The organism is Paraburkholderia sediminicola (genome assembly GCF_902859805.1).
In the GTDB taxonomy this organism is placed as follows: Bacteria; Pseudomonadota; Gammaproteobacteria; order Burkholderiales; family Burkholderiaceae; genus Paraburkholderia; species Paraburkholderia sediminicola.
This window is the reverse complement of the sequence record NZ_CADIKC010000009.1, coordinates 322699-346459: the sequence shown is the minus strand read 5'-3', so window position 1 is coordinate 346459 and position 23761 is coordinate 322699. Positions and strand designations below refer to the sequence as shown.

20 protein-coding genes and 2 tRNA genes are annotated in these 23761 nt (G+C 60.5%); 15 read left to right on the top strand and 7 right to left on the bottom strand.

The window, feature by feature from the left end:
* Nucleotides 1-177 precede the first annotated feature (177 nt).
* Together R8871_RS28620 and R8871_RS28615 are read left to right on the top strand one after the other, a co-directional pair.
* Nucleotides 178-264, top strand: a tRNA-Leu gene (locus R8871_RS28620).
* Between the two features lie 261 nt (nt 265-525).
* A tRNA-Leu gene (locus R8871_RS28615) sits at nt 526-612 on the top strand.
* Nucleotides 613-762: 150 nt separating this feature from the next.
* Here the strand turns inward: R8871_RS28615 and R8871_RS28610 are convergent.
* The gene (locus R8871_RS28610) at nt 763-1494 is read right to left on the bottom strand and encodes an SDR family oxidoreductase (RefSeq protein WP_175053483.1); all 732 of its coding nucleotides are present in this window, start codon (nt 1492-1494) and stop codon (nt 763-765) included.
* A gap of 84 nt (nt 1495-1578) precedes the next feature.
* Nucleotides 1579-2547 carry a quinone oxidoreductase family protein gene (locus R8871_RS28605; RefSeq protein ID WP_175053482.1) on the bottom strand — a complete coding sequence of 323 codons (969 nt, stop codon included), beginning with the start codon at nt 2545-2547 and terminating at the stop codon, nt 1579-1581.
* 98 nt (nt 2548-2645) lie between these two features.
* Here R8871_RS28605 and R8871_RS28600 point away from each other — a divergent pair, with 98 nt between their 5' ends.
* On the top strand, nt 2646-3239 hold the full coding sequence (locus R8871_RS28600; protein ID WP_175053481.1) for a TetR/AcrR family transcriptional regulator: 594 nt from the start codon (nt 2646-2648) through the stop codon (nt 3237-3239).
* A 10-nt stretch (nt 3240-3249) separates the two neighbouring features.
* Here the strand turns inward: R8871_RS28600 and R8871_RS28595 are convergent, their stop codons facing one another.
* Both R8871_RS28595 and R8871_RS28590 read right to left on the bottom strand, forming a co-directional pair.
* Nucleotides 3250-4131 carry an NAD(P)-dependent oxidoreductase gene (locus R8871_RS28595; protein ID WP_175053480.1) on the bottom strand — a complete coding sequence of 294 codons (882 nt, stop codon included), beginning with the start codon at nt 4129-4131 and terminating at the stop codon, nt 3250-3252.
* Between the two features lie 20 nt (nt 4132-4151).
* A complete protein-coding gene (locus R8871_RS28590; protein WP_217468922.1) occupies nt 4152-4613 on the bottom strand; it encodes a MaoC family dehydratase in 462 nt (153 codons plus the stop codon).
* Nucleotides 4614-4898: 285 nt separating this feature from the next.
* On the opposite strand from R8871_RS28590, the gene R8871_RS28585 reads away from it, so the two are divergent.
* On the top strand, nt 4899-5639 hold the full coding sequence (locus R8871_RS28585; RefSeq protein ID WP_175053478.1) for an SDR family NAD(P)-dependent oxidoreductase: 741 nt from the start codon (nt 4899-4901) through the stop codon (nt 5637-5639).
* Between the two features lie 221 nt (nt 5640-5860).
* On the opposite strand, the gene R8871_RS28580 is transcribed toward R8871_RS28585, so the two are convergent.
* A complete protein-coding gene (locus tag R8871_RS28580) occupies nt 5861-6784 on the bottom strand; it encodes a LysR family transcriptional regulator (RefSeq protein WP_175053477.1) in 924 nt (307 codons plus the stop codon).
* 181 nt (nt 6785-6965) lie between these two features.
* Here R8871_RS28580 and R8871_RS28575 point away from each other — a divergent pair, with 181 nt between their 5' ends.
* The 4 genes from R8871_RS28575 to R8871_RS28560 all read left to right on the top strand — a co-directional run bounded on the left by R8871_RS28575 (nt 6966) and on the right by R8871_RS28560 (nt 9982).
* Nucleotides 6966-7712 (top strand): SDR family NAD(P)-dependent oxidoreductase, encoded by a 747-nt coding sequence (locus tag R8871_RS28575; protein ID WP_175053476.1) that lies wholly within the window; start codon nt 6966-6968, stop codon nt 7710-7712.
* Between the two features lie 66 nt (nt 7713-7778).
* Complete coding sequence (locus R8871_RS28570) at nt 7779-8876, top strand: alkene reductase (RefSeq protein ID WP_175053475.1); 1098 nt, start codon at nt 7779-7781, stop codon at nt 8874-8876.
* Nucleotides 8873-9208 (top strand): NIPSNAP family protein, encoded by a 336-nt coding sequence (locus tag R8871_RS28565; RefSeq protein ID WP_175053474.1) that lies wholly within the window; start codon nt 8873-8875, stop codon nt 9206-9208. The genes R8871_RS28570 and R8871_RS28565 overlap by 4 nt, the downstream gene beginning before the upstream one ends.
* A 126-nt stretch (nt 9209-9334) precedes the next feature.
* Nucleotides 9335-9982, top strand: coding sequence for a glutathione S-transferase family protein (locus tag R8871_RS28560; protein ID WP_175053473.1), 648 nt, complete (start codon nt 9335-9337; stop codon nt 9980-9982).
* Between the two features lie 253 nt (nt 9983-10235).
* On the opposite strand, the gene R8871_RS28555 is transcribed toward R8871_RS28560, so the two are convergent.
* The gene (locus R8871_RS28555; RefSeq protein WP_175053472.1) at nt 10236-11567 is read right to left on the bottom strand and encodes a chloride channel protein; all 1332 of its coding nucleotides are present in this window, start codon (nt 11565-11567) and stop codon (nt 10236-10238) included.
* Nucleotides 11568-11787: 220 nt separating this feature from the next.
* Entirely contained in the window at nt 11788-12168 is a 381-nt protein-coding gene (locus tag R8871_RS28550; protein ID WP_175053471.1) for an MAPEG family protein, read from the bottom strand.
* A gap of 407 nt (nt 12169-12575) precedes the next feature.
* Here R8871_RS28550 and R8871_RS28545 point away from each other — a divergent pair, with 407 nt between their 5' ends.
* The 7 genes from R8871_RS28545 (at nt 12576) to R8871_RS28515 (ending at nt 23722) form a co-directional block, all read left to right on the top strand.
* Complete coding sequence (locus R8871_RS28545) at nt 12576-13796, top strand: MFS transporter (RefSeq protein WP_175053470.1); 1221 nt, start codon at nt 12576-12578, stop codon at nt 13794-13796.
* 435 nt (nt 13797-14231) lie between these two features.
* Nucleotides 14232-15125: a TetR/AcrR family transcriptional regulator gene (locus tag R8871_RS28540; protein WP_175053469.1), complete on the top strand. Its 894-nt coding sequence runs from the start codon at nt 14232-14234 to the stop codon at nt 15123-15125.
* Nucleotides 15126-15407: 282 nt separating this feature from the next.
* Nucleotides 15408-17906: an acyl-CoA dehydrogenase gene (locus tag R8871_RS28535; RefSeq protein ID WP_175053468.1), complete on the top strand. Its 2499-nt coding sequence runs from the start codon at nt 15408-15410 to the stop codon at nt 17904-17906.
* 124 nt (nt 17907-18030) lie between these two features.
* Nucleotides 18031-19443 (top strand): 3-oxoacyl-ACP reductase, encoded by a 1413-nt coding sequence (locus R8871_RS28530; protein WP_175053467.1) that lies wholly within the window; start codon nt 18031-18033, stop codon nt 19441-19443.
* A gap of 2 nt (nt 19444-19445) precedes the next feature.
* Nucleotides 19446-20366, top strand: coding sequence for a MaoC family dehydratase (locus tag R8871_RS28525; protein ID WP_175053466.1), 921 nt, complete (start codon nt 19446-19448; stop codon nt 20364-20366).
* Between the two features lie 110 nt (nt 20367-20476).
* Entirely contained in the window at nt 20477-21778 is a 1302-nt protein-coding gene (locus R8871_RS28520) for an acetyl-CoA C-acetyltransferase (protein ID WP_175053465.1), read from the top strand.
* Between the two features lie 138 nt (nt 21779-21916).
* The gene (locus tag R8871_RS28515; RefSeq protein ID WP_175053464.1) at nt 21917-23722 is read left to right on the top strand and encodes an AMP-binding protein; all 1806 of its coding nucleotides are present in this window, start codon (nt 21917-21919) and stop codon (nt 23720-23722) included.
* The last annotated feature ends 39 nt before the right edge of the window (nt 23723-23761 follow it).

Sequence of the window (23761 nt, the reverse complement as noted above, 5' to 3'; positions counted from 1 at the left end):
CCGTGCCAACGAACTACTGCGAGGCATTCTAACACCCGTCTTGTGCGCCAAGCGGCCCGTCAATAGTCGCTGTGAGGCGCGCGCAGGCTCGCTGCGGCGATGTTTAAGCGAGTTTTGAGAAACGCTTGACAGCCCTGAATCTGTCGCTATAATGGCGTTCTTTGCTGTTCATCACCTGCCCAGGTGGCGAAATTGGTAGACGCACTAGGTTCAGGTCCTAGCGGTGGCAACACTGTGGAGGTTCGAGTCCTCTCTTGGGCACCAGATTCAAAAGTAAAGCCGCCTGATGTTTCGCATCGGCGGCTTTACTTTTTGTGTGAGGCTATGTGGTCCGGTTCTGGTTTTTCGATTGGGTCAGGTAGTTGGCAGGACGGTTGCGTCAACGCGAGTTGGCAGTGATTGCGCAGTGAAGTTTTGCTTCGCTGAATGATCCAACCGGGCGGTTGATGAAGCGATAGTCAGTTTGTATGTAGGGATTGACACGCTGCATCAGCGCGCTAAAATAGCGGTCTAGCTTGAAGACGTGCCCAGGTGGCGGAATTGGTAGACGCACTAGGTTCAGGTCCTAGCGGTGGCAACACCGTGGAGGTTCGAGTCCTCTCCTGGGCACCACCCCTCTTCAAGTGAAACAAAGCACCCCGTTAAGCCTTAGCGCTTCACGGGGTTTTTTGTTGCCCAGAATTTCCTTGCGCTCCGCTAACGAACGGGCTCGCCTTGAGGATTCTGCCGAACTGCACCGAGAACTGGCTGCTCCACTATCGCTCAGATCTGCGCTCTACCCCCGTCCACGAAAAGTTCGATGCCCGTGACGAAACTCGAATCGTCCGAAGCGAGAAACAAAGCCGCCTTGGCAACTTCATCGACTTGCCCCATGCGCCCCATCGGGATGGTAGATAAAATTCTCGCAATAGCGTCCGGGGGTTGCTGGTCAATGATCGGCGTATCAATTGGCCCCGGGCTAAGGACGTTTGAACGGATGCCACGGTCCTTCAATTCCACAGTCCATCCTCGCACGAAATTGCGGATAGCGGCCTTGGTCGCGCCGTATACCCAGAAGGCATGCGTCCCTTTGGCGCTCGCGACGGAGCCCGTGAGAATGATCGATGCACCGTTGTTCAAGAGCGGCAGAGCCTTTTGGACGGTGAAAAGCACTCCCTTCACGTTGGTACTGAACAGTTTGTCGAAATGCGCTTCAGTAATATTGTCCAAGGTGGCGAACTCAGCGATGCCAGCGTTGGCGAAGACGATGTCGATTCTTCGCGCCGTCGAGCTGACGCTCTCATAGAGACGATCAAGATCATCCAGATTGGCGACGTCTCCACGGATGCCAGTCACATTGCCCCCGATGGCCCTGACGGCTTCGTCAAGCTCCTTCTGACGACGGCCGGTGATGAAGACGTAGGCGCCCTCGGCGACAAAGAGCTTCGCGGCAGCGAGACCTATCCCTGACGAGCCGCCGGTAATGACGGCCACCTTTCCCTGCAACTTATCCATAGCAACTACTCCGTTGATTGCCAATACCGGCTGGCAGCGCCTCCGGGCGGGCGGTTGCCAAAAAATAGCCGGAAGTCATGTCGGTCACATCGTCAAAACGACTTTGCCAAACGGCCGATCCTCTATCAGATGACGCAAGGCTTCGCGTGCTTCAGCGAGGGGGTAGATCCGCTCGACGATCGGCTTGACTGATCCGCTTACGACTAACGGAATGATGTGCTGCCACGCAGTGGCAATCGCGGCCGGTGACTGGGCGAACAGGGAGAAGCCCGCCATCCGCGCGCGCTTCCAGATCAGGTTCGTGACATCGATCGTGGTTTTTCGGCCGGCGGAATAGCCCAACGTGATCAGGACACCGCCGTGCCCCAGGCTGCCCAACGCCTCACTCGTTACAGCACCGCCAATGCTATCGATGACGATATCGACGCCCTTGCCGGCCGTTATTCGACGAACGCCGTCAGCGAGACCCTCCTCGGTAAGGTCAATCACGTCCTCGAAGCCAAGTTCACGCGCTCTCGCAGCCTTCGCCGCGCTGCCGGCCGTGGAGATCACCTTGCTGGCGCCCTGCGCCCGTGCGAGCTGATAGGTCGCGTTGCCGACCGACCCGCCGATTCCCGGAGCCAGCACCGTCATACCTGGCTTGAAGCAGGCGTCGGCGAGACTGATCTGCGCGGTCAGATAAGCCACCGGAATGCTGGCCGCGACGATGTCACCGATCGAGTCAGACAACGCCAGATGTTCCGGTCTCACCAGCAGCCATTCCTGCCACGTGCCATTCTCGCCAACGCCGTAGGGCCCGGTGAACATCACGCGGCTTCCCACCGCGAGCCCGGAATCGCCTGCGTCCTCGATGACACCGACGCCCTCATTGCCCAGCACCAGCGGCGCCTTGGCTCGAGGGTGTCCACCAGACAGGAGCGTGTGTTCGAGGGGCGTGACACCAGCAGCCGTCACACGAACCAACACCCTGCCCTTCGCCGGTTGCGGCCTGGGTAATTCAATCTGCCGCAACCCGTCATAACCCGAAAAGGTTTCCGCTTCGATCACACGCATTGGTATATCCTTTAAAGTAACAGACCTGTAACTTTCATACTAGGTACCGATCTGTTACTTTGTCAATCAGAAAATCTGAATCGAAGGAGTTTGCGGATATGAAGGCAGGAGCCCGACCCCGGCGGGGAGCCCCGCCCAAGGGCGAAGTGAGCGCGCGCGACAGGATCCTCGCGACGGCAAGCGATCTGTTCTACCGTGAGGGCATACGTGCCATCGGCGTCGACACGGTCGTCGAACAATCCGGGGTATCGAAGACGAGCCTCTATCGCGTATTCGACTCCAAGGACGCTTTGATCTGCGCTTTCGCCGCTGAGAAAGATCGGTTGTTCTGGGCGTGGTGGGATGACGTCGAAAAGAAGCACGCCGATGACCCGCGTGCCTTGTTGGAGGCGCTGCTATCTGGAATCGCGAAACGGATTGCGCACCCGGCCTTTCGTGGCTGCCCCTTCCTTAATCTGATGGCGGAGTTTCCCGACGACAACCATCCTGGCCGGGTTATCGCCCGAGACAACAAAGAGGAAATGCAGGCGAGGCTGGCAGCAATCGTCGCCAGGCTGGGTGTCAGCAATCCCAACCGCACCGCGTCTCAGATAGCGCTGATCATCAACGGCGCATATGTCACTGGTCCGATAGCGGAGTCGGGCAATGTGAAGGGCGACCTCATTGATGCCGCCACTAAGTTGTTGGCCTGATCGAACGCGATCACTTGCTGGAATCGGTTCTTGCCTCGAATGCGTGGACGACGGCCGCCATGTCGGATTGCCCGTGCCCCAACGCCCGGGTCTCGCCGAATAGCGCGTAGCAAACGTCCAATAGCGGTGATGCGACTCCACCTGCTCTGGCCGCATCCGCAATCAAGCGATTGTTCTCCAGCACATTGACGATCGACGCCTGCACTTCTTCGAAATCGCGTGTCACCAGCTTGTGTATTTTTACGCGCGAGATGCCGCTCGCCATCTGACCGGCGTCGACGATGGTGCGGAACTGCTGCATGTCGAGACCATACCGTTCGGCAAAATGAGCCGCTTCCGCAAGGCCGGTGACTGTGGTCATTAGAAACAGGTTCACCGCGAGCTTCATGAGAAGCCCGTTCGGAACCGGGCCGCACACCATTGTCTGCTGGCACATTGGCTCGAGCAGAGGGCGGACGCTTTCGATGGCCGCGTCTTCGCCTGCCAGCATCGCCAGGAGCTGCCCCGCTTCGGCGGGTTTGCGCGAGCCCGAGACGGGCGCTTCCACGTACCTGCCGCCGGCTTTGCGAATGTCGGAGTCGAGTCCGCGCGAGTAGTCAGGCGAAGTCGTCCCCATGTGGACGATCGTGTGGTGCGCAGCGTTCGCGCCGAACTGCGATGTGCCGCGGCCGAGGACGGCATCGACCGCGTCGCCATCGACCAGCATCAGGAATGCCACGCGGGTCCGTTCAAATATCTCGGCAGGATTCGTCGCGACGGTTGCGCCCGTGACTCGCAAAGACTCGCATCTGTCAGCCGAGCGATTCCAGACAATGAGTTGTGTGCCTGCGCGGGCCAGATTGAGCGCCATGGGCTGTCCCATGGTACCTAAGCCGATGAAACCGATGTCCATGAATATCCCGCCTTCCGGTATCAAGACGAATGGTGTTGCCGGCGCGGCACAACCATGTTCACAACATGCACGAGCACTGCCTCGTCGTCCTGGTTCAGCGTGGTCGTTCGGAGCTTGATCAGGCCCTGCTCCGGGCGAGACTTTGACGGTCGCACGTCGATCACCTCGCACTCGACCCGCAACTCGTCACCGGGGCGCACGGGCCGGGGCCAGCGGCACTCGTCGAGGCCGGCGCCAATGAAGCCGCCAGCCGGCCTGAGTTCGGTCTCGATCATCAACCGCATTGTCACAGCCGCGGTATGCCAGCCGCTGGCGGCCAGACCACCGAAAATCGAGTGGCGCGCCGCAGTCTCATCGAGATGGAAGGGCTGCGGATCGAACTCGGCAGCGAACGCGAGGACCCGCTCCTTGTCGATGCGCAGCCGCCCTGAGCCGAACGTCTGCCCCACTGCAAAATCTTCCAGATAGCGCTGCCTGTTCAACTGATCCATGACCTGCTCACAATAAAGTGACTAACCTGTAACTAATTTTTATATTACGGACAGGTCTGTTACTTTGTCAAGCGAGAAATCGGAACGAGGAGAGCATGCAGACTTGCCCTCTTCTGCCATGCTCAAAACGCATGGCGCCCTGCTTACAAGGTCTTTGTCGCGCCCGTCACGGAAACCTACAATCGTTGCAGCACCATACATCGAACGTTTGTACTGCAAATCTATTTTCTGATTCAGTGACGCGGTGAATCGCTCACGCATACTCAAGGAAATCAAATGTCTGCATTAGCCAAAAAAGTGGCACTCGTTACCGGTGGCTCACGCGGTATCGGTGCGGCAATCGCGAAACGTCTGGCCGCGGATGGAGCGAGTGTGGCCTTTACCTACTCGAAGAACGCAAGCGCGGCATCGGCAGTGGTCAAAGAGATCGAACTCAATGGCGGAAAGGCTATTGCAATCCAGGCGGACGCTGCTGACGTCAAAGCTGTCGAAGCCGCGGTCGAAAAAACTTTTGCAACCTTCGGTCGGCTTGATGTGCTGGTGAACAACGCCGGCACGGCCATTCCGAAACCGTTCGAAGACACGACGCTGGAAGAGATGGATCGAGTGATCAACATCAATATCCGCGGCGTTTTCGCTACGACCAAGGCGGCGCTGAGGCACCTTAGCGATGGTGGCCGCATCATCATGATCGGCTCGGCGGTGGGCGAGCGTGCTATCGCGCCCGGGTTGGTGCCCTACGCAGCCACGAAAGCGGCCGTCAGGATGTTCACCCAGGCGCTTTCCAGAGAGTTGGGCGGCCGGGGCATCACGGTCAACAATGTCCAGCCGGGACCGATCGATACCGACTTGAATCCCGCCTCCGGCGATTGGGCGATGCCGCAGAAGGCCGCCACGGCGCTCGACCGCTACGGGCGCGCTGAGGAGATTGCTGCGATGGTAGCGTTCGTTGCCGGGCCTGAGGCCTCGTACGTTACCGGGACGAATCTTACTGTTGATGGTGGGATGAATGCCTGAGCCCGGGGATATGTTCGGCGTGTGGATTTGAAGAAGGTCAAGGTTCCTGCGGACACAACGGAGAGTTGATGAGCTAACGCAGTTGGCTCTCCGTTAAAGATCCCGCAAATGGAAAGACTCGAAATCCTTTTTTCTGGGAATGGAGGAAGTGAAGCCGTCATCGCTCCCAATACAAGGGCAAATGAAAATGCGTATGAGCGGGCGTCGCTGTGTCGTAGCAACTATGCTATGGATGCCTGATTTTCTGCCGCTATGGATCTGCAGCGGGCGAGTAGATGGTCGATTCTGGAAAGAAACAAACTCAATATCGGCGAAGTGTTGGCCCTGCTATAGCCGATGACCAGGTCGATAGTCGGCGATTCAACAGCAAGTGGACGGCTTGTCAACGATGAGGGAAGGAAATTCCTGGCGTAACACGGAAGCAACGCAAGACCGCGCGTCGATGCCACCAATGACACCGCCATCGCGAGATTATCCACTTCGTAGCTTGCACGTATGTCGAGGCCTGACTGCAGGACAAACTCGTCGATGACGGTCCGGACAGTAGGAGCGGTGTGCGAAACAATGATGAATGTCTCGCCAATGAACTGCTGAAGAGCGATCTTTTCGCAAGCCGCAAGAGGGTGATCGCTTGGCAAAACCACCACCAACGGCTCCTTGACAACAAGCCGGTACTCCAGCTCCGGTACGTTTGGCTCTGGCCGCATGAATGCGAGATCGAGATCGCCTTTGACCAGGGCATCGCGAAGCGACGGTGAGTATTGGCTGGAGACCGTAACCTCAATTTTCGGGAGTTCGTCGCGGAGAACCCGCATCGCCTCCGGCAACCACTCTATCTCCTGCCCAGTAAGGAATCCAAGCGCAAATACGGGCTTTAAACGACGCGCCGCCCGTCGAGCCGCATCAATGGCGGATTGCGCTTGCGCTAACGTTCCGCGAGCGTGCTCGAGAAAAGCCTGACCTGCCGCTGTCAATTCAACTCCGCGGGCGCCGCGTATCAGCAAATCGACACCCACCTCCTCCTCAAGATCACGGATCTGACGGCTGAGGGAGGGTTGGGCCGTATGCAGCCTCTGTTCGGCCGCCGTCGTGAAGCTACCCGTCTCCGCAACAGCGACAAAGTAGCGAAGATGTCGAAGCTCCATTGCTCTCTCTCCATGCCTGCCAAATATGGCTCCAGATATACAAAGTCTTATCCCGAACCGCTGAAACATTCTACGCTTAAGCCACATTTGAGCTGCGACCCAGAATTGACCGTGAATTTGGCAGGGTGACGCCATGCGAACCCGAGCAACAACGGTCAACCCATACCTTTGAGGACTTAACGTGACGAATTGTGTTGTTTTAATTACCGGCGCCCTGACGGGAATTGGTCGAGCCGCGGCGATCGCTTTTGCGCAGGACGGGGCACGAGTGGTGGTTTCTGGTCGCAGGGAGCACGAGGGTAAAGCGCTGGAAGAGGAATTGCGCCGCCTCGGTGCCGAGGCCGAGTTCGTCGTTGCTGACGTACGTCGCGAAGACGAAGTGAACGCCCTCGTCGACAAGGCGGTGGCGCGCTTCGGCCGGCTCGACGTCGTCGTCAACAATGCGGGTGTCGAGGGCAAGCCAGGCCCCGTTACCGATGTATCTGCCGACGCTTACACAGCCTTGTTCGACACCAATGTGCTGGGCACGCTGTGGGGGCTTAAGCACGCTTTGCGCGTGATGCAGCGTCAGGGCAGCGGGAATGTCATCAACATCTCATCGACGCTCGGCGAGCGCGGCGCCGCCAACCTCTCGCTCTACGCGGGCAGTAAGCACGCTGTGGAAGGGATCACCAAGTCCGCTGCGATCGAGGCCGCGGCTTACGGTGTCCGCGTAAATGCGGTGGCGCCTGGACCAACCGAGACAGCAATGCTGGATCGCCTCACTGGTTCAACCGACCAGCGTGCGGCGTTCTACTCCGCCGTACCGCTCAAGCGCGGCGCAACGCCTGAGGAAATCGCCGATGCCATTGTCTTTGTCGCGTCAGATAAGGCCGCCTTTATCACCGGACAAATCATCAGAGTAAACGGCGGCAAGACAGCGAGCTGACGGTCGCCGATTCGATTCTGACGCGCCTGGAAAGCGCTGCTTTCCACGTTATTTACAGGAACCCGTATGTCAAAGCTTTTCTCACCGATCCGCATCGGCGCGGTCGAACTGTCGCACCGTGTGGTGCTTGCGCCCCTCACGAGAATGCGGGCAGACGTGCCCGGCAATGTGCCGGGCGACCTGATGGTCACATACTACGAACAGCGTGCATCTCAAGGAGGGCTTCTGATAGCGGAGGCCACTTTCATCACGCCAGCAGGGAATGGGGGTTATGGATCACCCGGAATCTATACCGACGAACAGGTGGCAGGATGGCGGAGAGTTGTCGACGCAGTACATGCGAAGGGTGGACGGATCTTCCTGCAACTTTGGCACGTTGGGCGACAATCGCATGTCGACCTTCAGCCAAATGGCCAGGCGCCGATAGCGCCGTCCGTAACCCATGCCGACGTTCGAGCCCTTCTGGCGAGCGGCCCTAGTGCCGCGTCTGTCCCGAGAGCAATCGAACTCGTCGAAATCCCGGGGCTTGTTGACGACTATCGTCAAGCGGCCCGGCGAGCGAAAGCGGCCGGCTTCGACGGTGTGGAACTACACGCCGCGAATGGCTATCTCATCGACCAGTTTCTTCAGGACAACTCCAATCTCCGTACGGATGCATACGGTGGCTCGGTAGAAAATCGCGCCCGCTTCCTCCTCGAAGTTGTCGATGCAGTGGCAAGCGTCTGGGGTCCTGATCGTGTCGGTGTTCGCATTGGACCAAGCAATAAGTTCGGCGGCATGGGCGACAGCTCACCCGCCGTGACTTTCCCTTACGTTGCCCGCGCGCTATCCGCATATGGGTTGGCTTATCTTCACGTCATTGAACCCCGGGTCACAGGAAACGTTTCAGACGATTCGCAGAGCCCCGTGGCGGCCGGGCAGCTCCGACCGCTATTCGGTGGTCCGGTGATCGCCGCTGGTGGCTTTGACGCAAGCGGTGCTGAAGCAATCATCCGCGCGGCCGACGCGGACCTTGTCGCGTTCGGCAGGCACTTCCTCGCAAATCCGGATCTTCCCAAGCGCATGAAGCGCGATCTCCTGCTCAATCCCTATGACCGCGACACGTTTTACTACGGTGGGAAAAATGGCTATGCCGATTACCCGATGTACGAGGCAGAAGAATGATCTTCGATCACCGTACATACACCATCAAGCCGAACCGGCTCGCCCGATTTCTGGAGACCTACGAACGCCTGGCGTTACCGCTTCAGCGAAAATATCTTGGTGAACCCTATGGCTTCTTTGTGACCCATATCGGGCCGCTTAGCCGGGTTGTTCATCTCTGGCAATACGATAGTTTGGCGGATCGCGAGCAACGCCGCGACGCCATGGAAGCAGATCCGGACTGGCAAGCATATAGGCGCGTCGCGCTGGAAGAAGACACACTTGTCGATATGGAAAATCTGATCCTTAAGCCTGTTCCCTTCTTCCAACCGCCTTCAGTCACAAATCAATAGTCGACCTTCCCGGACCATGTCGTCGATTCCACTGATATGACTTCAGTACACGGAAGCGGATCTCTCCGTGGCGCGCGACTTGACCCACCAGCGGCCGTCACCCAACAAACAGAATGGATTAACAAAATGCCAATCGAAACACCTCTCCTGTACGAATCCAAAGGTTCACCGAACGCCCGGCGTGTTCGCTTCTTTGTCGCCGAGAAGGGTATTGAAATTGCACGAACAGCGATTGATCTTGGTAGCAAGGAGCAATTTTCAGACGCCTTCAAGGCCGTGAATCCACGAATGCAGGTTCCTGCGCTACAGCTCGCCGATGGAACGGTTATCACGGAAGTGCCTGCTATCTGGCGCTATCTTGAGGAAACCTATCCACACGAGCCCCTTCTTGGGGTGACAGCCAAGAGCAAGGCACTCGTCACCATGTGGGAGCGACGCGCGGAGCTGGATGGTTTCGCCTCGGTCATGGAAGCGGTCCGAAATGCTCTGCCCGGATTGAAAGGACGAGCATTGTCGGGCCCGCACGATTACGAGCAGATTCCCGCACTGGTCGAGCGTAGCAAGCAGCGCGTGTCGAACTTCTTCGCGGATTTCAATGCACGGCTCGAAAGTGTCCCGTTCGTTGCAGGCAATGATTTCTCAGCAGCAGACATTACGACCCTCGTTACCGTCGATTTCGCGGCGAGTGCCCTGAAAATGCCGATTTCAGAAACGCACCAATCGTTTAAGAAGTGGTACGAAAGAATCTCGTCCCGACCGGCTTCGAGCGCATGATCGCGACATCGCCGACTCGTGTCGAAGGAAACCTTTCAGCCACATCAAGCGCTTCGCGCAGGCGCGGCACGTCGGATTAAGGGACTGTCGAGATCAGCAAGAGGGAGGCCAAAGCTCCCTTGCATCACAACAGTCCGTGCTCCGCCAGCGCCTAATGAGTACGTCAACAAATACATGGAACAAAGCACCCCGTTAAGCCTTAGCGCTTCACGGGGTTTTTTGTTTTTGGGCTGTCCGGCAAAGGCAAAAAAACTTATCGCGCTTTGCCAGCCCCACCCCAATTGAAACCAGCACTGAACTGCAGCACAGGCACCCACTTCGCGCATGCGTGAAAACTCAACGCAGCGCCGCCGACAGCAAACAGAACCGGAATCAGAAAGTCGTGGCTCACACGAGTAAACTCAAAAACGAGTACCACCGCCGTAATCGGCATCTGCATCGAGGCGGCCAGAAACGCCGTCGCGCCGACAATAGCAAATGCGCCTGAAGAAGCACCCGGCCAGAACAGGCTCCAGGCTCCGCCGAGGACGATCGCCAACAACGCACCATTCGCAAGCCCGGGCGTCAACAAGCCGCCCTCAGCACCCGCGCGCAAACTACTCGCGGTGATCACCACCTTCAGCACCAGCAGCATCGCCGCGAGCGCCATCGTCAGGTTGCCGTCGAACGCCAGTCCCGCAGGCCCTTTGCCATTGCCGAGCAACTGCGGAAAATGCATCGCCAGCACGCCGATGATCGCGAAGTTCAACAACGACAATACGGGCAATCGCCAATCCTTCGGCGCCTCTGCCCGCGCGCGTTTCGTGAGCTCCGTAAAGCCCCACGCCGCAGCGCCGAAAATCGGACCGCACACCACAGACCAGACGATCAGCGAGGTACTCACCGTCAACGACGGCACCAGATACTGATGCTCGTTGCCCAGACCGAATTGCGCGACCAGCGCCGCAACGGCCGACGTCACCACAGCCGGCACCAGCGCCTTCCAGCCAAACGTGCCCAACAGAACTTCGAGCACGAACACCGCGCCGCCAAGCGGCACATTGTAGACAGCGGCCAGACCCGCACCGGCACCGCACGCGACCATGATCCGGCTCTGCTCAACCGATAAGCCCGCGCGATGTGAGAGCCAGCCGGCCAGTACCGAACCGATCTCACGCGGCGCAACTTCGCGTCCGAGCGGCGAGCCGAGCGCTACCGTCACGATCTGCAGCAGGGCATGCACGATAGTGCTCACCACCGGCATACGCGGATCGTCGGATTTGACAGCCTGACGAATGCTCACGAGCGGCCGCCCGAAGCGATACAGCAACCACCAGCCGAGCCCTGCAACCAGTCCGCACATCGTCAGGACAAGTACACGCCGCTCAGGTGTGGCACCGGTAACGCCTTCCAGGAAACTCTCGCTGCTGATTACGTGCGTCACGCTGTAGCCATACGCGAGGTGCTGAATACCGTGCAGCAGCAAGGCGAGCAACATGCCGCCGAGACCGGCGCCGATCCCCGTCAGCAACGTGACGAAGGCCAGCGCCGCAAGTGGATTGCGCGCGCGGCGCCGTGGCTCCGAAGTGATTGATTTGACTGACATGGTGCGTCGACAGAGGCGGAATTAACGGAATAGCGATCATCTTATTCCGCGTCGCAACATGAATCAAATTGCTTTTTCTACTCGACTGATGCGTCATGCGCATAGATTGCACGCACCCGCTTCCTGCAATGGAAACGTAAACATTTGAACCAACCCGGATCGTGAGAACCGACGATGCATGCGCATACATCTATCGGTCCCGCCCCACGCTTCGTGTCCCTCAGTTCACCGACACGAAAAACATCGACACCACGCAAGCGACGCCGACAAACCATACCAACGAGCGCAGCGACGCCAGGTTCGCCACATACAGAACGCCGTGCAGCACGCGCGCGACGACAAAGGTAATCGCCAGCCAGTTGATCCATGGACTCGAACCCGAACCGCCCGCCTGCCCCGCGACGACGATCGCTGCGGTGAACATCGCCAATGCTTCCCACGCGTTCTGATGCGCAGCGTGAGCACGCCCACGCCAGCCTTGGAGGCCCGCGAGATAAGCGCGCGGCACGGCATTGTCGTAGCGCTTGCTGACCTTCGCCAGCATGATCCACGGGAACGGCAGCACCACCACGATGAGCAGGCATAAATGCGGAATCGTCATTCGTCAGTCTCCTTGTATGCGCGGCGCGAATGCCGCGAGCCGCTGTTATACCCGCGTGCATCCGCTGTCGCCAACCTGAATCCCGCGAGCGCCGCCTCTACAAACACTCGCCAGGACGCAGTCAGATTGACCTGATTCCCCGCCTCTTAAAGGCAAAAACACATTACAAATAACAAACAATGCATCAAACGTGATTAATACAATAATTACATTAAGCCGACATTCGCCATGCATTGAGATTCGCACCGGAATTCGCTCCAGGGATTAATACGGATAAACGCGGCATCAACCATGCAAGCGTTTAACGCTCGGCGTACACTCGCTCGAAGCCCGCACCACGGGTCGCACGGGGCTGCAGAGCCGCCCGTCGTCAAACACGGGTTATTGGAGACTCAGGAGAACAATCAATGAGCTGGACACGGGAACAGAGAAACGTCACGATCGCCGCCTATCTGGGCTGGACCCTCGACGCATTCGATTTCTTTCTAATGGTGTTCGTATTGAAAGATATCGCGGCGGAATTCAATACAAAAATCCCGACGGTTGCCTTCGGCATTATGCTGACGCTGATAATGCGTCCGGTCGGCGCATTGATTTTCGGCTGGCTCGCCGACAAGTACGGCCGCCGTCCGACGCTGATGGTCAACATCGCATGCTTCTCGTTGCTTGAATTGCTGTCCGGCTTTTCGCCCAACCTGACCACCCTGCTCGTGCTGCGCGCGCTGTTCGGTATCGCGATGGGCGGCGAATGGGGTGTGGGTGGCGCACTGACGATGGAAACCGTGCCGCCCAAGTCGCGCGGCATCGTCTCGGGTCTCCTGCAGGCCGGCTATCCGAGCGGCTACCTGCTCGCCTCGGTCGTGTTCGGCGTCTTCTATCAATACATCGGCTGGCGCGGCATGTTCTTCGTCGGCGTGCTGCCGGCATTGCTCGTGCTGTACGTGCGTGCGCACGTGCCGGAGTCGCCGGCCTTCAAGACGCTCGAGAAGAAAGTGCGCCCGGGTCTTGTCGCCACGTTGAAGCAGAACATTGGCCTGTCGCTCTACGCGATCGTGCTGATGACCGCGTTCAACTTCTTCTCGCACGGCTCACAGGATCTGTATCCGACCTTCCTGCGCGTGCAGCATGGATTCGACGCGCATACGGTGTCGTTGATCACGATCACGCTGAACATCGGCGCGATTTGCGGCGGCCTGTTCTTCGGCTGGTTCTCGGAGAAGATCGGCCGCAAGCGCGCAATCTTTATTGCCGCCCTGATCGCGTTGCCGGTGTTGCCGCTGTGGGCCTTCTCCACCACGCCTGTGCTGCTCGCGGCCGGCGCCTTCCTGATGCAGATCTCCGTACAAGGCGCATGGGGGGTGATTCCGGTGCACCTGAACGAAATCTCGCCCGATGAAATTCGTGCGACGTTCCCGGGTCTCGTGTACCAGCTCGGCAATCTGATCGCGTCGGTGAACGGCCCGCTGCAAGCGAGCGCCGCCGAAGCTCACGGCAACAACTACGCTCTGATCATGGCCGTCGTGATCGGTATTGTGGCGGTGGTGATCGCCGCGTTGATTCCGTTCAGCCGCGAACGCCGCGGCATCGATATGACACAATCGGCGAAAGAGGTCGCGGCGAGCACCTGAGGAAGCCGCCTCGCGGCACAGCTTTAAGCGTTCGAACTAAACAGCTATTTCGCCGGCGCGTTATCGGGCACAATAGCTACAAAGGCGGCTCGAACCGTCGTAAAGCAGCATAAACAGCACTACAGGCGCCGGGCAAACGCAAAGCAGGATCACGCGAACCCGGTGCCAGAAAAAAACGCAAGGCCAAACACAGGTAGCAAGCAATACGAGGCCGTTCCGATTTCGATCGGAACGGCCTTTTTTATTTCCGCGCGGTTTGACGCGCCCGCGCGCATTGCAAAAACGGACCTTCGTCAGGTCTTCTAGAGGAGTTAGTCCACACCGAACCTTGATCGCAGTCCCGATCCTTCTTTATCCTGAAAAAAACGGCTGTTTCAAATAGTCATTTGAATCGCTTGTTTGCGGGCCGGATGCCCGGCAACTGGGAGACGCAAAATGGCAGTTCGCACAACAGGCCGGCATGCCGGCGACACGAAGTCCCGCATCCTCGACGCCGCCGAAACACTGTTCATCGAATGCGGCTATGAGGCCATGTCCCTGCGCCAGATTACTTCGCGGGCCGAAGTGAATCTCGCTGCAGTCAACTACCACTTCGGCAGCAAGGAATCGCTGATTCACTCGATGCTGTCGCGCCGGCTCGACCGGCTCAACCAGGAGCGGCTCAAGCTGCTCGACCGCTTCGACCAGATGCTCGGCGCGCGCTTGACCTGCGAGCACGTGCTCGGCGCCATGTTCATTCCGGCGCTGCGGCTCTCGCGCGATCCGCGGGTCGGCGGCAAGGCGTTTCTGCGCTTGCTGGGGCGCGCCTACACGGATCCATCCTCGTTCATTCGCGACTTTCTGAATGCGCATTACGAGTCCGTGGCGGTGCGCTTTTTCGATGCGTTCCAGCGTGCGCTGCCGCATCTGCCGCGTGAAGAACTCGGCTGGCGTCTGCACTTCGCGATCGGCGCGTTATCCGGAGTGCTGGCCGGCACCGATACCGACAGCCTGATCTCGGAGTTCTCGCAGGGCAAGTCGATGAACGACCTGCAATTGATCGCGCGCCTTGCTTCGCTGATGGTCGCCGCACTGAAAGCGCCCTTGCCCGACGGCACGCAACTGGCCACGTTCGCCGCCGTGCTGGGCGACGCCACCGAAGGCGCCCCGGAAGGCCAGACGGAAGGCGCGAATCCTGCTGCAGGTATGGCGGGTACGCAACCGGCGTCAGGCGGATCGAGTGAATCTGGCGGATTCGAATCGTCAGCGTCGGCGGTCTCGGACGGTGAACGCCGTAGCGGCGACGTTGAGGCGAGCTCATTTCAGCCCGCGTTGCACGGCACGGCCTGACTGGAACTGAAGCTGATGCGGGCGGCGCCGCGATGGGCCGCCCGCGTGCAAGAACATGAACGAATAGCGCATATCCGAGCAGCACGTCTAAGTCCCGCACCTAAACAACGTCACGCTGTCGAATTGAAAAAACGACACGGAAAACGCAGCAGGGGCGCAACGCAAAAGCGCCCTGAGCACGCGACGTAGCAGCAACATCGCCAGTTAGAAGATCAATAGAACGCGAGCCGTCCGCGACCCGTGGATGCGTTCGCACGCACCATCGAAACAGGAGGAAACGTCATGCCGTGGTTCATCCTAGTGTTAGTCATTGCCGCTCTCGCACTCGTCTACGTTCAGGCGCGGGCCTCATGGTGGCTTGCCTTCATGATCGTCTGGGTGGCGGCCGCGCATGTCAGCGGAGCAGCGGGACCGGTGGCGACAACGTTGCTCGCGATCGTCTTCGTGCTCCCCGCCCTCGTCCTCACGATCAAACCGCTGCGCCGTACATGGCTCACGAAACCGGTGCTCGACATTTTCCGCAAGATCCTGCCGGAGATGTCGCCGACCGAGCGCGACGCCATCGAAGCCGGCACCGTCTGGTGGGACGCCCAACTATTCTCCGGACGCCCGCATTGGGATACGCTGCTCGGCTACGGTCCGGCCACGCTCTCTGCCGAAGAACAGGCGTTTCTCGATGTCGAATGCGAGCAACTCTGCGATCTCGCGAACGACTGGGAAACCAGCATGGTGTGGCAAGACCTGTCGCCGGAAACCTGGCAGTACATCAAGGAGCACGGCTTTCTGGGCATGATCATTCCGAAACAGTACGGCGGCAAACAGTTCTCCGCTTACGCGCATTCGCAGGTCATCATGAAGCTCTCCACGCGCTGCTCGGCCGCCGCCGTTTCGGTGATGGTGCCGAACTCGCTCGGCCCGGCTGAGTTGCTGATGCACTACGGCACCGAAGACCAGAAGAACCACTATCTGCCGCGCCTCGCTCGCGGCGACGATATCCCCTGCTTCGCGTTGACGAGCCCCTACGCCGGTTCCGATGCGGCGGCGATTCCCGATGTCGGCGTCGTCTGCAAGGGGACGTTCGAAGGCCGCGAAACGCTGGGGTTTCGCGTGACGTGGGACAAGCGCTACATCACGCTCGGACCGATCGCGACCGTACTCGGCCTTGCGTTCCGCGCGCTCGATCCGGACCATCTTCTCGGCTCGGAGGAAGAGCCCGGCATCACCTGCGCACTGATTCCGACCGACCATCCGGGCGTGAACATCGGCCGCCGTCACTGGCCGCTTAATGCCGTGTTCCAGAACGGTCCGAACTCGGGCAAAGACGTTTTCATTCCACTCGACTGGGTGATCGGCGGCCGCGCGCAAGTCGGCAACGGCTGGCGCATGCTGATGGAGTGTCTCGCAGCAGGCCGCGCGATTTCGCTGCCGTCGTCGAATGTGGGGATGGCGAAGATCGCCGTGCGCGGCACCGGCGCCTATGCCGCGATTCGCCGCCAGTTCCGCACCCCCGTCGGCAAGTTCGAGGGCGTGCAGGAAGCGCTCGGCCGCATGGGCGGCAATCTCTACGTGATGGACGCCGCGCGCCGCCTCTCCGCGCATGCGGTGGACCTCGGCGAAAAACCCTCGGTGATTTCGGCGATCGCCAAGTATCACATCACCGAACGCGCCCGCATGGTCATCAACGACGGCATGGACGTCGCCGCCGGCAAGGGCATCTGCATGGGACCGTCGAACTTCCTCGCCCGCGCGTATCAGCAGGTGCCGATTGCGATCACCGTGGAAGGCGCGAACATTCTCACGCGTTGCCTGATCATCTTCGGCCAGGGGGCGATTCGCTGTCATCCGTACGTGCTGAAGGAAATGGAGGCCACGCGGGAAACGGATCGCAGCAAGGCGCTACGCGATTTCGATGCGGCTTTCTTCGGCCACGTGAGCTTCACGCTCTCCAATGTGGTGCGCAGTTTCGTTTATGGCGTCACGGGCGGCGCGTTCATCACCAAACCGCGCACGGCATACGCCCCGCTGCTGTCGTATTACCGCGCGGCCACTCGCATCTCCACCGCGTTCGCGTTGCTCGCCGACGTCTCCATGTTCGTGCTCGGCGGCGATCTGAAACGGCGGGAGCGCATCTCCGGGCGCCTCGGCGATGTGCTCTCACAGCTCTACCTGATCTCCGCAACGCTCAAGCGTTTCGAAGACGAAGGCCGTCAGGAAGAAGACCTGCCGCTGGTGCGCTGGGGCGTCGAAGATTCGCTGTACAAGGCACAACAGGCGCTCGACGGCGTACTCGCGAACTACCCGAACCGCCTTGCCGCGGGTCTCGTACGCGTGCTGGCATTTCCGTTCGGCCTGCCGCATCGCGAGCCGTCCGATCGCCTCGGCACCGAGATCGCCGAACTGATGCAAACACCGGGCGCGGCACGCAACCGCCTCGTGTCCGACTCGTATGTGCCGCATCCGGATGTCGACGCGCTCGGCTACGGTGAGCTCGTCTTCGAGCTGAACCCGCGCTTCACGGAGATCGACCAGAAATTGCGCGACGCGGTCAAACAAGGCCTGCTCGAACCGATGCCGCAGAGCCTGCCGCAACTGGCCGCGTGGACCGAGACGGCGCGACAGAAAGGCCTGATCGACGCCGACGATCGCCGCGTGCTCGAGGACTATGCGCGGTATGGCGCACAAGTCGTGAAGGTCGACGACTTCCCGGCCGACTTCGACATGCTCGCCAATTTGCAAAAGCGCAAGGACGCGCTCGAAAAAGCGCTGGAGCTCGCGGCCTGAGCGCCTTGAAAAAAACATCCAGGCGGGGCTCACCCAGATGCCTCAAACTGGGTGCACACTGACACACGTTTGAAGTCCCCCATGGGACTTCCTTCGGAGCGTGGCCAGCGGAGCAACCAATAATATGAACGACTCATACCTGAACTTCGTCAACTCGCCGTTCGGCGCGCGCCTCGCGCGCTCCCTGGGCTTACCGAAGCCCGAGGTGCTGCACCGCTATCGTGCCGACCGCCCCGAGTTCGACGGACTGATCGCGATCGGCGCGGGCCGCGAACCGCATCTGCTCGATGCGCTCGCGAATCTCGTGGCGAGCGTCGGCATGACCAGCGTGGCGCATGAAAGCGCGGGGCTGTGGGTGCCGCTCGCGAATCGCCATGGTCTGATGACGGGCCGTTTCGAACCGGCTGAGTCCGGTTCGCACGGCAAGCTCACTGCCCTGCTGTTTGATGCGAGCGGGATCGAAGACAGCAGCCAGCTTGAACCGCTGCATGGATTCTTCCACGACACATTGCGCTCGCTCGGCAAGTGCGGCCGCATCATTGTGCTGGGAAGGCCGCCGGAAACCTGCGCAACTCCGCGCCAATGGACCGCGCAGCGCGCGCTCGAAGGCCTCACGCGTTCGCTCGGCAAGGAAGCAAGGCGTGGCATTACCGCGAATCTGGTCTACGTGGAGCAAGGCGCCGAGAACGGTATCGAAGCGACGTTGCGCTTCTTTCTATCGCCACGCTCCGCTTATGTCTCGGGCCAGGTGGTGCGCGTCGGCGTGCGCGCCGGCGCCGACGCCTTGCAGGCGCTCGACTGGAACCAGCCGCTCGCGGGCCGGCGCGCCGTCGTGACCGGTGCGGCGCGCGGCATCGGCGCATCGATTGCGAGCGTGCTCGCCGCGGAAGGCGCTCACGTGATCGGCATCGACATTCCGTCGGCGCGCGAAGCGCTCGACTCGACCATGCGCCAACTGAACGGCACCGCTCTCGCCTTCGACATCGCCGCGCCCGAAGCGCCCGCGCAGATCGCCGCGGCGCTCGACGAGCAGGGCGTAGACATCGTCGTGCACAACGCGGGCATCACGAAAGACAAAACCATCGCGAAGATGACCGACGCCGCATGGCAAAGCGTAATCGACATCAACCTCTCCGCGCAGGAGCGGATCGATGACGCCCTGCTCGCGGCAGGCATTCTGCGCGACGGCGGCCGCATCATCGGCGTGTCGTCGATCAGCGGCATTGCCGGCAATCTCGGCCAGACCAATTACGCCGCGTCAAAAGCCGGCGTGATCGGCCGGGTTCAAAGCATGGCGCCGCATCTGCGCGCGCGCGGCATCACGATCAACGCGGTCGCGCCCGGCTTTATCGAAACGCAGATGACTGCGAAGATTCCGTTGACCATCCGCGAAGCCGGCCGCCGGATGAACTCGATGAGCCAGGGCGGTCAGCCGGTGGATGTCGCGCAGACCATCGCGTGGCTCGCGCATCCGGGATCGGCGGGCGTGAGCGGCCAGATCGTGCGCGTGTGCGGACAAAGCCTGATTGGAGCGTGATCATGGGTGAACCGGGTGATCCGTTCCGGGGTGGTCACGCAGCGGGCGCGGCCCGGCCGAAGACCGTCGTCATCGAGCAATTGCCCGCGCCAGCGAAGCTGTATGGGCGCGCGTTGTCCGGCATCGTCAAACGCGGGCGTGACACGCAGCTGCCGGCATTGCGCCTCGTGCGTCCGGCGGTGGCCCTCGACCCCGGGCCGATCTGGCGTTATTCGCGGGTCTGCGGCTTCATCCCCGAACATGGCGTGCCGCTCACGTATCCGCATCTGCTGGCCTTCCCGCTGCATCTGCTGATGCTCACCGACCCGGCGTTTCCCTGGCCGGCGCTCGGCCTCGTGCATCTGGCGAACCACGTGCGGCTGCGCCGGCCGCTCACCTATAAGGACATGCTGCGCGTCGAGGTGGAATTCGGCGCGCTGCTGCGTCACGACAAGGGCCAGGCGTTCGTGCTGCATACCCGCATGTACCGCCGCGGCGAAGCGGTTTGGGATGGTGACAGCGTCTATCTGAAGCGCGGCGTGCCGGCGAGCGGCAGTCCGCTCGCGCCGCTGGAACTCGGGCACGACGCGCTAGAACGCATCTCGCGCTGGCAACTGCCGCCGCAACTGGGCCGCGACTATGCGCGCGTGTCCGGCGACTACAACCCAATTCACCTCACCGCCCTATCCGCGAAGGCATTTGGCTTCCCGCGTGCGATTGCCCATGGCATGTGGACGCTGGCGCGCGCCGCCGCCGCGCTGCAACCGCCGAAACCGCTCGCCGAGGCCACCTTGAGTGCCGAATTCAAATTGCCGATGCTGCTGCCGGGCGAGGCGTCGCTCTGGAGCGCATCGCCTTCGCTGATCGAGCGCGACATCGAGGTGCGCGATATTGCCGGAGAAAAACCGCATTTGCGCGGCCGTATGCAATGGAAGTTGCTATGAGGGCCGCACAGGTACGCGCATGTTTTCGTCACCGTACACGACTCACCATTCGTCTCGTTCGCACCGTTCGCCCCATTCAATAACCAGGGAACGACCCAAAGGAGCCAAGCATGTCCAACCCGCTGCCCGCCGTGCGCCGCGTCGCCATCATCGGCGGTAACCGGATTCCGTTTGCCCGCTCGAACACCGCTTACGCGACCGCGTCGAACCACGACATGCTGACCTTCACGCTGCAAGGCCTGATCGACCGCTACAACCTGCACGGCGAACGTTTGGGCGAAGTGGCGGCCGGCGCCGTCATCAAACATTCGCGCGACTTCAACCTGACGCGTGAATCCGTACTGTCCACCACGCTCGCCAGGGAAACGCCTGCCTACGATGTGCAGCAGGCTTGCGGCACCGGGCTGGAAGCGGCCATTCTCGTCGCAAACAAGATCGCGCTCGGGCAGATCGAAGTGGGCATCGCGGGCGGCGTCGATACGACCTCCGATGCACCGATCGGTGTCAATGAGCGCATGCGCAAGATCCTGCTGGAAGCGAATCGCAGCAGGAGCACCGGCCAACGTGTCGGTGCCCTTGCCAAACTGCGGCCGGGCATGTTCTTCAAGCCGCTGTTGCCGCGCAACGGCGAGCCGCGCACAGGGCTTTCGATGGGCGAGCATTGCGAGCTGATGGCCAAGCGCTGGAACATCTCGCGCGAAGCGCAGGACGTGCTCGCTTACGAGAGTCACCGCAAGCTCACCGAGGCTTACGCACGTGGTTTCGTCAACGATCTGATGACACCGTATCGCGGCCTTGCGCGCGACAACAATCTGCGTTCCGACCTGACGCTCGAAAAACTCTCCGGTCTGAAGCCGGTATTCGATCGCGACGCGGGTACGCTGACCGCCGGCAATTCGACACCGCTGACCGACGGCGCTTCCGCCGTGCTGCTCGCAAGCGAAGAATGGGCAGCCAGACATGGCCTGCCGGTGCTGGCGTATCTGAGCTGGTCCGAAACCGCCGCCGTCGACTTTTTCGACAAGAAGGAAGGCTTGCTGATGGCGCCCGCCTACGCAGTGCCGCGCATGCTGGCGCGCGCCGGGCTCACCTTGCAGGACTTCGATCTATACGAAATTCACGAAGCCTTCGCGGCGCAAGTGTTGTGCACGCTCGCGGCGTGGCAGGATGACGAGTATTGCCGCACGCAGCTCGGTCTGCCCGGGCCGCTCGGCGCGATCGATCGGGCAAAATTGAATGTGAATGGCAGCTCGCTTGCCACCGGCCATCCGTTTGCCGCCACGGGCGGCCGTATCGTCGCCGGACTCGCAAAGATGCTCGCGCAACTCGACAAGCCGGCCGGCACCGCGCGCGGACTGATCTCGATCTGCGCGGCGGGTGGCCAGGGCGTGGTGGCAATTCTGGAACGCTGAGCGTCGCGCGTGTTTCAATGAATGCCTTATTTCGAAGGCTGCAGCAATGACCGTTTTGATTGCGGCCTTGATGACTTCAATGACTGGCTGCAAGACCAGCATACAAACCGATGAAGCGACTGCTTCAGGAGACGACCGATGACCCAGCCCACGCAAGTCCCGCTCTCGCCCCCCGCCGGATCCGCACCGCTCGCAAATACTGCGGACCCGGCGCCCAGTCAGGCGGCGAATCGCGCGCCCAATACCGACGGCATCTGGTACACGTCCTATCCGGCAGACGTCCCGCATGAGATCGACGTCAACCAGTACGAGTCGGTCGCGCAGTTCTTCGACGAATGCATCGCGCAGTTTCGCGAGCGCGTTGCCTATGTGAGCGTCGGCGCGAACATGACGTATGGCGAGCTCGGCCGCAAGGCGGCTGCGTTTGCCGCGTATCTGCAAAGCATCGGCGTGAAGCCCGGCGAGCGCGTCGCGATCATGCTGCCGAATACGTTCCAGTATCCAGTGTCGCTGTTCGGCGTGCTCAAGGCGGGCGGCGTAGTGGTCAACGTGAATCCGCTCTACACGGTGCGCGAACTCGCGCATCAGTTGAAGGACAGCGGCGCGCAAACCATCATCGTGTTCGAGAACTTCGCGAAGACCGTCGAAGACGCACTGCCCGGCACCAAAATACAGAACGTTATCGTGACGGGTCTCGGCGATCTGCTCGCCGACGGCCTGAATCTGAAGGGACGTCTGCTCAATTTCATGCTGCGCCATGTGAAGAAGATGGTGCCGGAATACAAGCTGCCGAAAGCGGTGCCGCTGCTGGACGCGCTCTCGATCGGTTACACGCGGCCGCTGACACCTGTGCGACCCACGCACAATGACATCGCCTTCCTGCAATACACCGGCGGCACCACGGGCGTGGCCAAAGGCGCGATGCTCACGCACAGGAACATCATCGCCAACCTGCTGCAGGCGAAGGTCTGGTCCGAAGGGCAGTTGAGCGGCGATATCGAAACGGTGCTCACGCCGCTACCGCTCTATCACATCTATTCGTTGACGGTGAACGCCCTGATCTTCATGGGCCTCGGCGGGCGCAACATCCTGATTGCCAATCCACGCGACATGAAGCGCGTGATGATGATCATCCGTCACGAGAAATTTACCGGCATCACCGCGGTGAACACGCTCTACAACGCGTTCCTCGACAACGAAGAGTTCTGCAAGCGCGACTTTTCGAACCTGAAACTCGCGATGGCCGGCGGCATGGCCACGCAGAAGTCGGTCGCCGATCGCTTCAAGGCGGTCACCGGCAAGCCGATCATCGAAGGCTATGGGCTGACCGAGTGCTCGCCGATCGTGTCGATGAATCCGGTGGACCTGACCAATCTGCGCGACTTCGAAGGCTCGATCGGTTTGCCCGCGCCGTCCACGCACGTACGCTTCAGGAAAGACGACGGGTCGTGGGCAAACATTGGTGAAGCCGGCGAACTGTGCGTGAAGGGTCCACAGGTGATGAAAGGCTACTGGAATCGCCCGGAAGAAACCGCCAAGGCGATAGACGACGACGGCTGGCTCGCTACCGGCGACATCGGCGTGATGGATTCGCGCGGCTTCATCCGCCTGATCGACCGGAAGAAAGACATGATCCTGGTGTCGGGCTTCAACGTCTATCCGAACGAAATCGAAGACGTGATCGCGATGCTTCCGGATGTGCGCGAAGTCGCCGCAATCGGCGTGCCCGATGCCGCGCAAGGCGAGCGCGTGAAGGTATTCATCGTCAAGCGCAATCCGTCGCTGACCGCGGAACAGGTGATCGCCCATTGCCGCAAGAACCTCACGGGATACAAGGTGCCGAAGCTCGTCGAGTTCCGCGACGAGCTGCCGCAAACCAATGTCGGCAAAATTCTGCGCCGCGCGCTGCGCGACGAGGAACTCGCGAAGCAAAAACCTGCCTGACAGGCAAGGCGCCTGGTACCACGCCTTGCGCCATCCTTT

What these genes read in the sequence shown, in the direction of transcription:
- R8871_RS28610 (WP_175053483.1), bottom strand. Translation starts at nt 1,494, where the DNA reads ATGGATAAGTTGCAGGGAAAGGTGGCCGTCATTACCGGCGGCTCGTCA.
- R8871_RS28605 (WP_175053482.1), bottom strand. Translation starts at nt 2,547, where the DNA reads ATGCGTGTGATCGAAGCGGAAACCTTTTCGGGTTATGACGGGTTGCGG.
- R8871_RS28600 (WP_175053481.1), top strand. Translation starts at nt 2,646, where the DNA reads ATGAAGGCAGGAGCCCGACCCCGGCGGGGAGCCCCGCCCAAGGGCGAA.
- R8871_RS28595 (WP_175053480.1), bottom strand. Translation starts at nt 4,131, where the DNA reads ATGGACATCGGTTTCATCGGCTTAGGTACCATGGGACAGCCCATGGCG.
- R8871_RS28585 (WP_175053478.1), top strand. Translation starts at nt 4,899, where the DNA reads ATGTCTGCATTAGCCAAAAAAGTGGCACTCGTTACCGGTGGCTCACGC.
- R8871_RS28580 (WP_175053477.1), bottom strand. Translation starts at nt 6,784, where the DNA reads ATGGAGCTTCGACATCTTCGCTACTTTGTCGCTGTTGCGGAGACGGGT.
- R8871_RS28570 (WP_175053475.1), top strand. Translation starts at nt 7,779, where the DNA reads ATGTCAAAGCTTTTCTCACCGATCCGCATCGGCGCGGTCGAACTGTCG.
- R8871_RS28565 (WP_175053474.1), top strand. Translation starts at nt 8,873, where the DNA reads ATGATCTTCGATCACCGTACATACACCATCAAGCCGAACCGGCTCGCC.
- R8871_RS28560 (WP_175053473.1), top strand. Translation starts at nt 9,335, where the DNA reads ATGCCAATCGAAACACCTCTCCTGTACGAATCCAAAGGTTCACCGAAC.
- R8871_RS28555 (WP_175053472.1), bottom strand. Translation starts at nt 11,567, where the DNA reads ATGTCAGTCAAATCAATCACTTCGGAGCCACGGCGCCGCGCGCGCAAT.
- R8871_RS28550 (WP_175053471.1), bottom strand. Translation starts at nt 12,168, where the DNA reads ATGACGATTCCGCATTTATGCCTGCTCATCGTGGTGGTGCTGCCGTTC.
- R8871_RS28545 (WP_175053470.1), top strand. Translation starts at nt 12,576, where the DNA reads ATGAGCTGGACACGGGAACAGAGAAACGTCACGATCGCCGCCTATCTG.
- R8871_RS28540 (WP_175053469.1), top strand. Translation starts at nt 14,232, where the DNA reads ATGGCAGTTCGCACAACAGGCCGGCATGCCGGCGACACGAAGTCCCGC.
- R8871_RS28535 (WP_175053468.1), top strand. Translation starts at nt 15,408, where the DNA reads ATGCCGTGGTTCATCCTAGTGTTAGTCATTGCCGCTCTCGCACTCGTC.
- R8871_RS28530 (WP_175053467.1), top strand. Translation starts at nt 18,031, where the DNA reads ATGAACGACTCATACCTGAACTTCGTCAACTCGCCGTTCGGCGCGCGC.
- R8871_RS28525 (WP_175053466.1), top strand. Translation starts at nt 19,446, where the DNA reads ATGGGTGAACCGGGTGATCCGTTCCGGGGTGGTCACGCAGCGGGCGCG.
- R8871_RS28520 (WP_175053465.1), top strand. Translation starts at nt 20,477, where the DNA reads ATGTCCAACCCGCTGCCCGCCGTGCGCCGCGTCGCCATCATCGGCGGT.
- R8871_RS28515 (WP_175053464.1), top strand. Translation starts at nt 21,917, where the DNA reads ATGACCCAGCCCACGCAAGTCCCGCTCTCGCCCCCCGCCGGATCCGCA.